Below are 13,631 nucleotides of genomic sequence, written 5' to 3' on the forward strand. Positions count from 1 at the left end.
GATCAGCGCCGGCCGTGCTTGCGGCCGTTCGACCGGCCGCCGCCGTTGGAGCGGCCGCCGGAGCCGCCCTTGCGCAGGCCCATGCGGGCGTCGCCGCCCTCGGGGCCGCTCTGCATGAACAGGAAGCTCACCGGGAAGCCGTATTCCTTGGAGAGCGAGGCTTCCTTGGACTTGAGGAAGTCCATCAGCTCGATCTTGCGCAGGTCCTTGGGCAGGACCTCGGAGGGGTCGATGTCCGGGTCGATCGCCACGTCCATCGAGAACACGACGGCGTCGAACTTCTTGCCGATCATCGCGTCGAGCTGGGCCTTGAACTTCTGGTAGGTCTTGAGCTTGTAGACGACCTTGTCCGCGAGGACCTCCTCGGGGGGCAGGCCGACGCGGGAGGACTTCGCCTCGACGACGGAGACCTTGCCCTCGGGGCTCTCGACGACGACGTCGAGCTCGGAGACGTAGATCCCCTTCTCGTCGAACAGCTCGCGGCCGCTCTGCAGGATCTTGTAGCCGAGCTTGTAGTAGTGCTCGACGGTCTTGAGCTCGAGCAGCAGGCCGACGTAGCGGGAGTAGATCACGCCCTCGTAGATCTTGGAGAGGCCGTCGGCGTTCTCGCCGCCGTACTTCCGGGCCATCTCGTTGAGCTTGGCGCGGATCTCCTCCTGGGTCTTGGGGAGCGGGGCGAGCTCGTCGAGGAACTTGAAGGTGATGCGTCCCTTGCTGCGGGCGGTGACCTCGGCGCCGAGCGTCTTGATATGGTCCTTGATCTCCTGGTAGCCGCGGGCATCGAAGACGAGCTCGACCTCGTCGAGCTTGCCCATCTGCTGCTCGGCCTTGCCGCCGCGAGAGAACATCGCCTCGGCGTCCTTGATGACGCCGCCGACGCGGCGCATGCCCTCGACGATCTCGGACCGGGGGTTTTTCGCCTTGTGGAAGAACACCCGATGCGTGTGCACGGCCACTTTTTTAGAGCCGTCGTCGAGGACGCCGTCGACGAAGGTGAGGGTCTCCTCGAGATGGGTGTTGACCTGCGAGAGGCCGCGGCCCTTGGCCACCGCCTCGACCGCGGAGACCTTGGCGACGACGTCGGAGTAGGCGTCGTCCATCACGTCGAGGCTCTCCTCGAGGTTGATCTTGCCCTTGTACAGCTCGACCATGCGGCGGACCTCGGTGTAGTAGATCGCGGCGCGGTCGTTGATCTTCACGCCCTCGTCGTTGACGATGTACGGGCTCGCGGGGGCCGCGGCGCGCTCGCGCGCGCCGTCGAACATCGCGCCGCCGCCGCGGCCGTCGCGGCGGCCGCCGTCGCGGGAGGCGGCGGACCGCTCGATGGCCTCGAGAGCGGGGGCGACGCGGAGGGCCGGGGCCGCGGTCTCGTGCCTCGCGGCGACGGCCGCGGGGGAGACCACGGGAGAGAGCGCGACGGGCACGGCCTGCGCGACGGGGGCCGGCGCCGTGAGCGCGGGCGCTGACAGGACGGAGAGGGTCGGCGTCAGAGAGAGCATCGGCGCCGGCGACAAGGCCATGGGGCCGCCGAGGGAGCCGGGGAGGAGGCCCGCGGCGCCGGAGGCGCCGCCGAGGGAGGGCGTGAGCGTCACGCGCGGAACCGAGACCTGCTGGGCCGAGGCGAAAACCGGCGCGAAGGCGACCGTCAGGAGCGCGGAGAGGAGCCGGCGGGGGGTTCGGTTCATATGAGGAGAGTACCACCGCGAGGGGCGCCCGTCCTGGGCCATAGGTCCGAAGCGCCCCCGCCAATGGGCCTATGCCTTGACCTGTCCCATGGTATGGGTTACTCTACCGCCATGAGACCCCTACTCCTGCTGGCGGCGGCGCTCGCGGCGTCCTGCGGCTACGTGAGCTTCGCGCGCACGGTGTCCGACGCCGAGCTGCGCCTGCGCGACGACGTGCGCGCCTACTACGACGAGGTCGCCCAGACCTTCGCGGCCGGCAACGCGGACGCGCTGGCCCTGCTGTTCGACGTCGCGATCGCCAAGCCGATGACCCGCGAGCAGATCACGGCCTGGGGCAAGGACTTCTTCGCCAAGCACGGTCCGGCGCGCTTCCGCGTCGAGAAGGTGGAGTACGAGCGCCTCGGCCACGAGAGCGCGGTCGTCCTGCTCTCCTACCGCGTCGAGACCATGGACGGCAAGGGGAATTTCGGCGGCGTGGAGAGGGACTATCTCTCGAAGCGCGGCAAGCGCTGGGTCGTCACGGCTTGGGAGAAGGTCTCGGAGAAGACACCCGCGCCTTGATCGCCTCGGCGAGCTTCCGCGCGGCGCCGGGCGCGTACGACAGGAACAGGAAAGGCTCGATGAGCTCGAGCTCGACGACGAGAAGGTCCCCCCCGCGCCGCACGCCGTCGACGCGCGCGTAAAGCCAGGGCCGCGGCCCCGCGATCGCCGCGTCGCGGGCCTGGATGAGCAGTCCCGGCGGGGGCTCGCGGCGGGCGGTCCGGCCGCCGTGCTCCTCCTGCACGCGGAAGTCCCCGGCGCGCGGAGTCTTGAGCACCGCGTGGGAGTACGCGCCGCCGATGAAGACGAACGACCACTCCCCCTCCTCGGCGATCTCCGGCAGGAACGGCTGGACCATCGCGGCGGAATGCGAGAGCACGTGGTCGAGCGCCGCCTGGCCGTCGGGGCTTCCGCGCCGGACGCGGCTGGTGCGGAAGGCGCCGGCGGAGACGGCCGGCTTGACCACGGCGTCGTCCCAGCCGCGGGCCTCGAGGACCTCGTCCAGCCTCGTCCCGGCGCCCCGCTCGACCCACGCGGTCGGCACGACCGGCACGCCCGCGGCCTCGAGCTCCTTCAGGTAGGATTTGTCGGCGTTGGCGCGGATCACCGGCGCCGGGTTCCAGACCGCGACGCCCAGCGACTCGAGGCGCGACAGCCAGGAGAAGAACGCGGCGGGCGTGAGATGATAGTCCCAGGCGGAGCGGATGACGGCCGCGTCGTAGCGTTTCCAGTCCACGGAGGGATCGTCCCAGACCGCGGGCTCCGCCTCGATCCCCAGGCTCCACAGCTCGGTCAGCAGAGGCCGATCGTCGTCGTTGAGCTCCCTGATGGAGCCGCAGGTGACCAAGGCGACGCGCTGGGGGCTCATGAGTTCGCCCTTATAATAGGAAATGAGGCCGTAACACCAATAATTTATATTTTCCTTGGTGCGATTCTTTGCGCATGACGGCAAATCCACGCACGGACCCGCGGGGATCGAGGAACTGTTGAAGCTTCCCGGCTTCGATGGCGATACCCTCGTTTGCCCGGTCGGCTCGGACGACTCGGCGGACTGGAAGCCCGCTCTGGCCTACGCGCCCTTCAAGAAAGCCCTGCTCGAGGCGCCTCTCGCCGTCCCCGCTCCGGCCGCTCCGCCGGCGCCGCCCCAACCCCCGTCGCTGGACCTGCCGAAGGCGAATCAGATCCCGGTGCCGGCGCCTTTCCCCTTGCCGCTGCCCGCCCTGCCCGCGACTCCCGCTCTGCCGCCGACCCCCGCTCTGCCCGCGATGCCCGCTCCGGCCCCGGTCGTCAAGACCAAGCCTTGCCCGCGCTGCGCGCACGAGAACCTCGAGGAGGCCCGCTTCTGCAACTCGTGCGGCGGGCGCATGGACGGCCGCGCCGAGGACGTCTCCGCGCCGCCCTCGGTCCCGGCGCCCGCGCCCATCCTCCCACCGGCCCCCGCGCCCGCGCCCATCCTTCCTCCGGCCCCCGCGCCCGAGCCCGCCCCGCTTCCGGCTGAGCCGTCCCCGTTCGACGCGCCGAAGGACCCTTTCGCGCACCTGGACCCCCTGCTCTCCTATCCGGAGGAGCCGGCGCCCCCGCCCGCGGTCGAATCCCCGCGCCGGCCGCTGCAACCCGGGAAGATGGGCCAGCTCGCCGAGGTCGAAGCCTCCGCCCCTTCTCCCTCTTACGACTCGCCGTCGCCGGCCCCGGCGCTGGCGCCCGAGCCCGCCGCGGCGGCCGCGGCCGTCCCGGTCTGGAAGCGTCCTCCGGTGCTGGCCGCCTTCGCCGGCGCCGCCGTCCTCTCCGCGGGCCTCGGCTACATGATGCTCCAGAGGAGCGCCCCTCCCGCCGAGCCCGTCGCCGAGTTGACGCCTTCCGCCTCCGCGCCCATGCCGGAGCCGGCTCCCGCCGAAACGCCGGTCATCTACTCTCCCCCGCCGCAGACCTCCTCTCCGGCGATGCCGGCCCCGTCGGCGTCCAAGCCGAAGAAGATCTCCAAGCGCGCCGCGCCCGCCGCGTCGGCCGCTCCGGTCGCGGCGGCCAAGCCGCGCCGGGCGCGCAAGCCCCGGCCCGCGCGCGCGCCCAAGGCCGCTCCGGCCCCGGAGGCCGCCGCGTCCGACGGCGACACCTTCATCGAGAGCCGCGCGCCCGAGGGCAAGCCGGCCGCGAAACGCGCCGCGAAGGCCGCCGAGAAAGACCCGCTGCTCGAGGCGCTGCTCAGCGACGCGACCCAGCCTTCGACGGAGACCTTGTCGGAGCCCGCGGCGGAAGCCGCGGGCGAGAAGGCCCCGCCGATGATCGGCCAGCGCCCGGCCGCGAAGCCCGGCCAGTTCTCCCTGCCGGGGCTCAAGCGCCAGGTCAGCGCGAGCGACCGCGCCGCCTCCGTCCCGGCGCGCGCTCCGGCGCCGCCGGTCGAGGACGCCGCTGCGTCGCCCGCGGAGATCGCGGGGCTCGGCTCCGCGCCGTTGACGGAGCCCGGCAAGCCCGCGCCGCCTCCCGGCATCGAGGATCAGCCCGCCAAGGCGGCGGAGCCCGGCGAAGGCGCCGAGGGCGACCAGCTCGCGCTCGTCCAGGTCCACGAGCAGTTCGATTTCTGCGCCCAGCTCCTGTCGCAGGGCGCCTTCGGCGACCACTACGACACCTGCCTGTGCAAGGACGCCCGCGAGGCCGCCCCCTACCGCGGCCGGCGCGGCTTCTACGTCAGCGCCAAGAAGAAGGAGGCCGGCGGCGTGCACCTGGAGTCCTCGGCGAAGATCCTCTCCTCGAAGATCGAGGGCGGCGTCGCGCTGGTGACGGCGCGCTGGAAGAGCGGCGCGGCCGACAAGGGCCGGACAGCGACGCAGAACTGGAAGCTCGAGGACGGGCTCTGGTGCCAGGCGCCGTAACGGCAACGTCGATGCGGGCGGGCCCGGCGGGATGATGACCCTCGGGGCCGCTCGGCATTGAGCCTCGCTCGGGGTCGACCGCGCTTCGAGCGCAAACGGCGCGGCGACCCCACGCCCCTCGGGACATCATCCCGCCGGGCCCCCTATATCAACGCTCCCTCGACCGCCTAGCGCCATCGCCCTTCGGGCGATGCGGCGCTATGCTCGTTTGACGAACGCAGCGCTGATAAGACGCACTCGGCGCTGATAAAACGCACGGCAGGTCAGCGGAGGAAATCATCCGCCTTAGAAAGCGGGTGGCGGCGGGGGTAGGATCGCCCCGGGTGCGAGCGCGCCTCGGCTGAGACAGGCGACCGAGCCATAAGGCGAGGAAGTGTCCCTTCCACACGCCGTTGGAAAGGGACACCCGCCTTAAATGAGGCGGATGATTTCCGTCACAGACCGGCCAGGGTCTTTTTCAGCGCCGATTCGTCGCCCACGACGACGGTGACGAGCTTCCGGAGGTCGAGGCGGGAGTTGACGGCGGCCAGCGCCGATTTGGGCGTGGCCTCGGCCAGGCGCGGCTCGTACTGCGCGATGGTCTCGCGCGGGTCGCGCCCGCTCTCGGCGACCGACGACAGGTAGCCGGTGATGCGGTCGAGGGACGACAGGCGCATCAGGAACAGGCCGCGCAGGTGGCGGCGAGAGTTGTCGAGCGCGGCGGCGGAGATCTCCCGCGACGTGAGCTCGCGGACCTCGGACAGCATCTCCTCGAGCGCGGGACGCGCGACCTCGGTGCGGCAGTCGGCGGAAGCCGACCACACGATGCCGCGGCCGTACAGCTCGATCGAGGAGTAGGCGCCGTAGGTGTAGCCGCGGCGCGTGCGCAGGTTCTCGAACAGGCGCGAGTTCGCTGTGCCGCCGAGGACGTGGTTGGCCAGGACGAGCGACATGTAGTCGGGGTCCTTCGGGCCGGCGACGGCGGTCTGCGCGATGATGAGGCTCGCCTGGGCGGAGCCGGGGCGGTCCACGATGATGGTGCGCGCCGCGCCCGCGTCGGGCAGCGGCGGCGCCGCGGGCGCGGCGGGGCCGGCCGTCCAGGTCGACAGCGCGCGCTCCAGGGCATGGACGGTCTTGTCCGGGTCCAGATCGCCGACGAGGACGAGGTGGCCGCCGCTGGGGCGCAGGCACGCGGCGTGGAAGGCGCGCATGCGCGCCGAGTCGACCGCGGCGATCTTCTTCTCGTCGGCGGCGCCGCGGCCGTAGGGATGGCCGGGGAACAGCTCCACGCGCAGGCGCTCCTCGGACAGGAAATGCGGCTGGGCGCGGCGGGAGATCAGGTCCTCGAGGGCGTTCTCGCGCCAGAGCTCGACCTCCGCCTCCGGATAGTCGGCCGTGTTCAGGGTCTTGGCGAGCTGATCGAGGAACGGGTCGAGGTTGCGCGACAGCCCGGAGGCCGACAGCTTGAGCCACTCCGACTCGCACGAGGCGCCGAGCGACCAGCCGAGCGAGGTGTAGGCGCGCGCGACGGCGGCGGCGTCCTCTCCCGCGCGGCCCTTGAGGAGCAGCTCCTCGGACGCCTGCGCCAGCGCGTCCTGGCCGGAGACCTCGTGGATGCGGCCCGCCCTCAAGGCCAGGCGCGCCTCGACCAAAGGCAGGCGCTTGTCGCGGGCCAGCCAGACGGTCAGGCCGTTCTTGAGCTGGGTCTTCACGACGTCCGGCGGGCGCGCGAAGCGGGCGGCGCCGGGCGGCGGCGGGTGGCTGCCGGGCTGGCGCGGCTCCTCGGCCGGAGTCTCGGGCGCGGCGGGCTCGGGCGCGAGGTCGACGGGCTCGCCCGGCTCGACCTGGAGCACGATGCGCCCGCGGGAGCGCAGCCAGCGGCGGGCGGCCTCCACGCAGTCGCGGCGGGTGATCTTAAGGAGGGCGTCCAGGTCCTTCCAGAAGCCGTCCGGGTCGCCCACCAGGGCCACGTAGGAGCTCAGGGTCTGCGCGCGGTCGGCCAGGGACTGCTGGCCCTCGAGCCAGGAGCGCTCGATCTGCGTCTTGGCGCGGGCGAGCTCGTCGTCCTTCGGCCCCTTCAGGAAGAAGCGCTCGAGGACCTCGTCCAGGCTGCCCGTCACCGCCTTCCGGCTCGCGCCGAGACGGCCGGAGATGAAGAAGGCCAGCATGTCCGGCCCGCGCGCGGCGACGTGGCTCGACCAGTAGGGGATGTGGCCGCTCGCGGAGACGGCGAGGCGGTCGTCCTTGACGAGCTTCTCGTGCAGCGGGCTGTCGTCGCCGCCGCCGAGTATGGTCATCACCACGGTCAGCGCCCACCAGTCGCGCGAGCCGCGCTCGGGCGTGTGCCAGCCGACGATGGTCAGCGGGGTCTTCGCGAGGTGGTCCTTGACCGTCTCGACACGCTCCCCCTTCAGGCGGGGCTCGCCCAGCGGGGCCGCCTTCGGCCGCGGACGGCGCGGGATCGGCCCGAACAGGCGCTTGACGAGCCTGCGCACCTCGGAGACGGACGCGTCCCCGCTCACGGCGAGGACGGCGTTGTTCGGCGCGTAGTGCCGGTCGTAGAACGTGCGCACGTCGTCGAGCGAGGCCGCGCGGATGTCGGCGGCGTCGCCGATCGTCGGGTGCGCCGTCTCCCAGCGCGTGAACGCGAGCGAGCTCATCACCGCGTCGGTCGCGCGGCGGTAGGGCTGGTTCAGGTAGGTCTGGCGCAGCTCCTCGAGGACGACCTGCTTCTCGACGGCGAGCTCGCGCTCGGAGATCAGCAGGCCGCGCATGCGGTCCGCCTCGGCCCACAGGACCGACTCGAGCGCGTTCGACGGCACGACCTCGTGATAGGTCGTGTTCGTCTTCATCGTGTAGGCGTTGTCCACGCCGCCGTGCGACTCGACGAGCCGCGACACCTCGTTGGGAGCCAGGTTGGCCGTGCCCTGGAACATCAGGTGCTCGAACAGGTGGGCGAAGCCGGCGCGGCCCTTCTCCTCGTCGAGCGAGCCGACCTTGTAGGTCAGCGAGACGGCGGCCAGCGGCGCGGAACGGTCCTCCTGCACCGCGACCGTCAGACCGTTGTCGAGCTTGAACACGCTGACCGGCAAGCCCCGCCGGAGCTTGCGCTTCTTGACCTGTTTCACCGCGGAGAGTGTATCAAAACGTCGACGCGGGCCGGGGAGGAGGATCGAGGTCCTTCGGGGACGGGCGCGATCGGCCGCGCCCTCCGGGATAGACGCGACAACGACGGCCATGGTCGCGTCAATCCCAAGCCCCTCAGGACCCCGATCCTCCTCCCCGATGACCCGTCGCGTCAGGACCGACAGCCGGCGGCAAAACGGCTTATCGCCTGCGGCGATAGGCTTCTTCGTGAAGCGCCAAACGGCCTGGAAGCGGGATGGCCGATTCCTTCATGAGGCCCGGCGGCGGGTTCATGTCCCGAGGGGCGTGGGGTCGCCGCGCCGTTTGCGCTCGAAGCGCGGTCGACCCCGAGCGAGGCTCAATGCCGAGCGGCCCCGAGGGTCATGAAACCGCCGTCGGGCCGTCGCGAAGCCGTCGGCAAGCCGTCGCCGTCCCGCCCGCCAGGCCGTGACGACATGCTAGAATCGCGCAATGAAAAAGAAGCCGGGGAAGGCGAAGCGCCCGCGCCCGACCGCGGAGCAGCTGTTCGAGCGCCTGCGCGGGCGCACGAAGGCCAACGCGGACAACCTGGACCGCGAGATCGAGGACGAGTGCGTGCAGGAGACGACGGTCATGATGTGCGACTCGTCGGGGTTCACGCGCCGCACGCACGAGTACGGCATCCTCCATTTCCTCGCGGTCATGACCGAGGTCTACGACCTCGTCGAGCCGATCGTGGCGAAGAAGGGCGGGGACGTGATCTCCCGCGGGGCCGACAACCTCCTCGCCACCTTCGACGACCCGGTCAAAGGGGTCGACGCGGCGATCGCGATGCAGCGACTGCTCCTCGAGTTCAACGAGGGCAAGTCCGACCGCGACCAGTTCCAGCTGTGCATGGGCTTCCACTTCGGGAAGATCCTGCGCGTGTCGGACGGCATCTTCGGCGACAAGGTCAACATCGCCGCCAAGATCGGCGAGGACCTGGCCGCCGCCGACGAGATCCTGGTGACCGGGGACGTCGCCAAGCGCCTGCCCGCGCGCATCAAGCGCGCCTACTCGCGCTCGGTCGACCTCGGCGGCAAGACGTTCGAGCTGCACCGCGTCAAGTACTGACCGCCGCCCCGATGCGCTCCGCCGCGGCCGCCGTCCTCCTCCTGCTCGGCGCCTGCAAGGGCGAGCCGGACGGCGGCCCCGCCTGCCCCCACGACCCGGACTTCGACCGCTCCCGCGTGATCCGCGTGCGCGCGGACGCCCGCCCGGCCGTCCTGCGCCGCGACCTGGACCTCGCCGCGATCGGGCGGGAGTCGGCGGGCTCCGCCGGCGCGGGCCGGGCGCAGGGCCTGACCGCGGTCGACAATCAGCTCGCCTTCCACACCCGCGTGAACATGGAGACGGCGCGGGGCCGGACCTGCGTCTGGTTCGACGAGGTGCGCGTGGACCTCACGCCCGCCTCGGTCCAGATCTTCGTTCCCCGGGAGTACCCCGAGGACTCGTGCGAGTACGAGGCCGTGCTGGCGCACGAGCGCGAGCACGAGCGCGTGCACCGGGAGCGCCTGGAGGCGGCCGCCAAGGAGATCGAGCGCGCCCTGACCGAGGCCAAGTGGCTGCCGGCGAAGGGCAACCCGCTGGAGACGGAGGACCGCGCCTCGGCGGAAGCCGCGCTCAACGCCAAGATCCGGAGGGTCGTGACCCCCGTCTACGAGAAGTACAAGGCCGACCTCGGCGGCGCCCAGGCCGAGCTCGACCGGCCCGACCTGTATCAGTGGGTCTCGAGGCGCTGCACCGGCTGGAAGTGATATATAATCCGGACATGAAGACCATCGGAGCCGCGCTCGGAGCCGTCCTCGTCGCCGTCCTCGCCGCCGCCCTCTGGGCGGTCGGCGCCTACAACGGGATCGTCGGAAGGAACGAGGCGGTGAGCACGGCCTGGGCGCAGGTCGAGAACCAGTACCAGCGCCGCGCGGACCTCGTGCCGAACCTCGTCGAGGTGGTGAAGGGCTCCTCCAAGTTCGAGAAGGACACGCTCACCGCCGTCGTCGAGGCGCGCGCCAAGGTCGGGCAGCTGACGGTCGGCAAGGACGTCCTGCAGGACCCCGCCGCCTTCAAGAAGTTCGAGGAGGCCCAGGGCGGCCTGACCTCCGCGCTGTCCCGCCTGATGGTGGTCGTCGAGAAGTACCCCGAGCTCAAGAGCACCCAGGCCTTCCGCGACCTGCAGGTCCAGCTCGAGGGCACCGAGAACCGCGTGGCCGTCGCGCGCATGGACTTCAACAACTCCGCCCAGGACTACAACACCTCGATCAAGCGCTTCCCCGGCTCGGTCGTCGCCGGCTTCGGCGGTTTCAAGGAGCGCCCGTACTTCTCCGCCGCGCCCGAGGCCGCGAAGGCGCCCGCCGTCAAATTCTGATCATCGCGCCGTCGCGTTCTCTCAATTGATCTGAATCAACCGCGCGGATTGACGAAAGTCCTATAGGTTACATGGGCCTTTCGGGCATCATAGGGTCATGAAGAAAACCTTCCTGGTCCTCGCCGCTCTCGCCGCCGCCGCGACGCTCAACGCGCAGTCCTTCGAAACCCAGGTCGTCGATTCCCTTCGCCCCTTCATCCTCGAGGACGCGTTCGCCGACGTCGGCGCCTGCGGCGTGCTCGACATCAAGACGATCCGCCCCTTCAACCTCGACGAGGCGACCGACCTCGTCAAGCCGTGCATGGACGGCGTCGCCAAGAAGTACGCGGCCAAGGCCGTCACCGAGGCGGGCTTCCTGTCGGCGCCGCAGTCCGGGATGCCCGGCAAGTCCGGCCTGCTCATCAAGACCGACATGGTGCCCGGCTCGAAGGCTCACCGCGACCTCACGGCCTCGATCGGCCGCCGCGACGGCCGCCTGCTCGGCCACCTCGTCAAGGTCCTGACGAAGGACGAGGTCCTCCCGGCGTCGATCAGCACGCTCCAGAAGGCCATCGACGGCTGCATGCTCCTCACCGTCGTCCGCGACGTCCGCAGCGGCGACGACTTCGTGAAGATCTACGGCAAGTGCCTGACGCGCAACCCCGACCTCAAGATCACCGAGATCCGCCCGGGCGACGGCCTGTCGGTCACCGTCAAGACCGACGCCACCGGCTCCCAGGTCGAGGCCTACAACGGCTTCGTGACCGTCAACGCGGGCAAGGGCCCGGTCCAGGTCATGGTCGTCGCGTACGGCTCGCAGATCTTCCTCCCGTAGACCGATTCCCCTCACCAGGGACCAAGGCCCCGGCGCGATCCGCTCAAGCGGATCGAACCGGGGCCTCTTTATCGTCATGGAACAAGAAGCCCCGCCGGGTTTCCCCGGCGGGTTTCCCCGGCGGGGCTCTTGCTCTGCGGCTCGGAGGATTATCTGTTGAAGGCCAGCGACATCGCGGCGCGCGACGCCTTGTTGGTCTCCAGCGTCCGCGTGAACTTGTCCGTGGACACCTTGCCGATGCGCCGGATCGAGTACTCGACGTAGTAGGACTTCCCGTTCTGGAGGCCGGAGCTCCTCGAGAGGTCCACCAGGTAGGTCTCGGCGACGGGGACGGTGACGGCGCCCTCGGCGACGACCGGGTCGAACCAGTTCTCCACGTGCTTCTTGAGCGCGTACTTGATCTCGATCGTCTCGCCGGCGTAGTAGGACGTCCACTTGTCCTTGAGCGAGAGCTTCATCGCGGAGTCGAGCTCGCCGAGCACGCCGACCGGGTCGGGACGCTGGGCGGTCTTCCGGCCCGGCGCGAGGACGTAGCGGCCGTTGTAGCTGCCGCCGGAGATCAGGCGGTAGTCGTAGGCGGTCTCGACGTCGTAGATGCTCAGCCACGGGCCGTCGAGGCAGACGCGGAACGTGTCGCGCTCCCACGGCAGCAGCGGCTGGCGGTCCTGGAGGGTGACCGAGGCGAGCTCGTGATAGCTCATGCCCGGGCGCTCGTAGCACTGGCGGCCGCCGCCGTTGCGGGGATCGCCGGTCTGGTAGCACTCCTCGATGTACTCCACGCTGCGCAGCGAGAACGTCGGGGAGACGGCGGGGTCGTTCGCGCCGAAGGAGACGGTCACGCAGTCCTGCACCGTGCGGCGCCCGCCGATATACTGCGCGTCCACGACCTTCGTGTCGGCCTTCGCGGCCTCCTTCGCCTGCTTCAGGATCGCGGACGCGTCGATCGCCTGGTCGAAGTCCACGGCGGCGGTCTCGGCGAGGACGGGTGCGGCAAGGCTCGCGACGAATGCGAGGGTCAGGGTCAGGCGGGTCGTTTTCATCTCGGTGTGCCCTCCAGGGTGCGTCTGGCGCGAGCTTAGCAAAAGACCTATAGTTTGTCTAGGCCCTTTGGTCCGGCTTCGCCGGACCCCGGTTGCTAGAATGAACCCGTGACCGCGCGCTCCCGAACCGCCTCGCTCGCCCTCCTCGCGCTCGCCGCGGCCCTGCCGTTCCTGCCGGCGCTGCAAGGGGGCTTCCTCGAGTGGGACGACGCCGCCCTCCTCGCCGAGAACCCGCACTGGCGAGGCTTCACCCCCGCCAACGTCCGATGGATGCTGACCACCCTGTTCGGCGGTCCTTATCAGCCGCTGTCGTGGCTGTCCTACGCCCTCGACTTCACCTTGTGGGGCGCGGATCCGGCGGCGATGCGCGCGGTGAATTACGCCCTGCACGCTTTCTCCGCCGTTTTGTTTTTTCTGATCGTCGAGGATCTGATCCGGAAGGCCTCGCCGCCGACCTCGGCCCGCGACGGGGCCGTCGCCGCGGCGTTCGCGTCGCTGTTCTGGGCCGTTCATCCGCTGCGCGCCGAGTCCGTCGTCTGGCTCACCGAGCGCCGCGACGTCCTCTCCTGCTTTTTCTATCTTCTCGCCGTCTTCTTCCACCTCCGCGACCCCGAGAAGCCGCTGCGGCCCTTGTTCGCGTTCTGCCTCGCCGTGCTGGCGAAGGCGAGCGCGATCACCTTGCCCCTGACCTTGCTCCTCCTCGATCGCTGGCCCCTGCGGCGCCGCGCCTGGGCCGAGAAGATCCCCTATCTCCTCATCGCCGCGGCCGCGGGCGTGACCGGGCTCGCCGGGCAGCTCGACACGGGGATGCTCAAGGGCGCGGAGGCCGGGGCGGGCGAGCGGCTCGCGCTGGGGGCCCACTCGCTGTGGTGGTACGCCGCGAAGACGGCCTGGCCCTCGGGGCTCTCGCCGTATCACCGCGTCCCCGCGGGCTTCGGGCCCGGGAGCCCCGCGGTCTGGGCCGCGTCTCTCGCGGTGCTCGCCGCCGGGGGGCTCGCGTGGGCCGCGAGGAAGCGCTCTCCGGCCGTTCCCGCCGCCCTTCTTCAATACGCGCTCGCGCTCGCGCCGATGGCGGGCGTCGTCCGCTTCGGCCACCACCTCGTCGCGGAGCGCTACTCCTACCTTCCCGGCCTCGGGCTGGCGGCGCTCGCGGGCGCCGGCCTATGGGCCGCGCGGCGGCGCGCCGCGCTGCGCGCC

11 protein-coding genes are annotated in these 13,631 nt (G+C 70.8%); 7 read left to right on the forward strand and 4 right to left on the reverse strand.

The window, feature by feature from the left end; genetic code table 11:
- Positions 1-2: 2 nt before the first annotated feature.
- A complete protein-coding gene (locus tag HYV14_00230; protein MBI2384417.1) occupies positions 3-1,685 on the reverse strand; it encodes a hypothetical protein in 1,683 nt (560 codons plus the stop codon).
- A 111-nt stretch (positions 1,686-1,796) separates the two neighbouring features.
- Between HYV14_00230 and HYV14_00235 the strand changes: the two genes are divergently transcribed.
- Positions 1,797-2,246 (forward strand): hypothetical protein, encoded by a 450-nt coding sequence (locus HYV14_00235; GenBank protein MBI2384418.1) that lies wholly within the window; start codon positions 1,797-1,799, stop codon positions 2,244-2,246.
- Here the strand turns inward: HYV14_00235 and HYV14_00240 are convergent.
- The gene (locus HYV14_00240) at positions 2,203-3,093 is read right to left on the reverse strand and encodes a hypothetical protein (GenBank protein MBI2384419.1); all 891 of its coding nucleotides are present in this window, start codon (positions 3,091-3,093) and stop codon (positions 2,203-2,205) included. The genes HYV14_00235 and HYV14_00240 overlap by 44 nt on opposite strands.
- 58 nt (positions 3,094-3,151) lie before the next feature.
- On the opposite strand from HYV14_00240, the gene HYV14_00245 reads away from it, so the two are divergent.
- The gene (locus HYV14_00245; GenBank protein ID MBI2384420.1) at positions 3,152-5,092 is read left to right on the forward strand and encodes a hypothetical protein; all 1,941 of its coding nucleotides are present in this window, start codon (positions 3,152-3,154) and stop codon (positions 5,090-5,092) included.
- Between the two features lie 434 nt (positions 5,093-5,526).
- Here the strand turns inward: HYV14_00245 and HYV14_00250 are convergent, their stop codons facing one another.
- Positions 5,527-8,199 (reverse strand): insulinase family protein, encoded by a 2,673-nt coding sequence (locus HYV14_00250; protein ID MBI2384421.1) that lies wholly within the window; start codon positions 8,197-8,199, stop codon positions 5,527-5,529.
- A 469-nt stretch (positions 8,200-8,668) separates the two neighbouring features.
- Here HYV14_00250 and HYV14_00255 point away from each other — a divergent pair, with 469 nt between their 5' ends.
- The 4 genes from HYV14_00255 (at position 8,669) to HYV14_00270 (ending at position 11,394) form a co-directional block, all read left to right on the forward strand.
- The gene (locus HYV14_00255; protein MBI2384422.1) at positions 8,669-9,289 is read left to right on the forward strand and encodes an adenylate/guanylate cyclase domain-containing protein; all 621 of its coding nucleotides are present in this window, start codon (positions 8,669-8,671) and stop codon (positions 9,287-9,289) included.
- Positions 9,290-9,300: 11 nt separating this feature from the next.
- Complete coding sequence (locus HYV14_00260) at positions 9,301-9,972, forward strand: DUF922 domain-containing protein (GenBank protein MBI2384423.1); 672 nt, start codon at positions 9,301-9,303, stop codon at positions 9,970-9,972.
- A 14-nt stretch (positions 9,973-9,986) separates the two neighbouring features.
- The gene (locus tag HYV14_00265) at positions 9,987-10,580 is read left to right on the forward strand and encodes a LemA family protein (GenBank protein ID MBI2384424.1); all 594 of its coding nucleotides are present in this window, start codon (positions 9,987-9,989) and stop codon (positions 10,578-10,580) included.
- 97 nt (positions 10,581-10,677) lie between these two features.
- Positions 10,678-11,394 (forward strand): hypothetical protein, encoded by a 717-nt coding sequence (locus HYV14_00270; protein ID MBI2384425.1) that lies wholly within the window; start codon positions 10,678-10,680, stop codon positions 11,392-11,394.
- Positions 11,395-11,543: 149 nt separating this feature from the next.
- On the opposite strand, the gene HYV14_00275 is transcribed toward HYV14_00270, so the two are convergent.
- A complete protein-coding gene (locus HYV14_00275; protein MBI2384426.1) occupies positions 11,544-12,434 on the reverse strand; it encodes a hypothetical protein in 891 nt (296 codons plus the stop codon).
- A 108-nt stretch (positions 12,435-12,542) separates the two neighbouring features.
- On the opposite strand from HYV14_00275, the gene HYV14_00280 reads away from it, so the two are divergent.
- Positions 12,543-13,631, forward strand: a 1,089-nt coding sequence (locus HYV14_00280) for a hypothetical protein (protein MBI2384427.1), incomplete at its 3' end; no start/stop codon positions are given.

Source organism: Elusimicrobiota bacterium (assembly GCA_016182905.1).
Lineage (GTDB): Bacteria > Elusimicrobiota > Elusimicrobia > UBA1565 > UBA9628 > GWA2-66-18.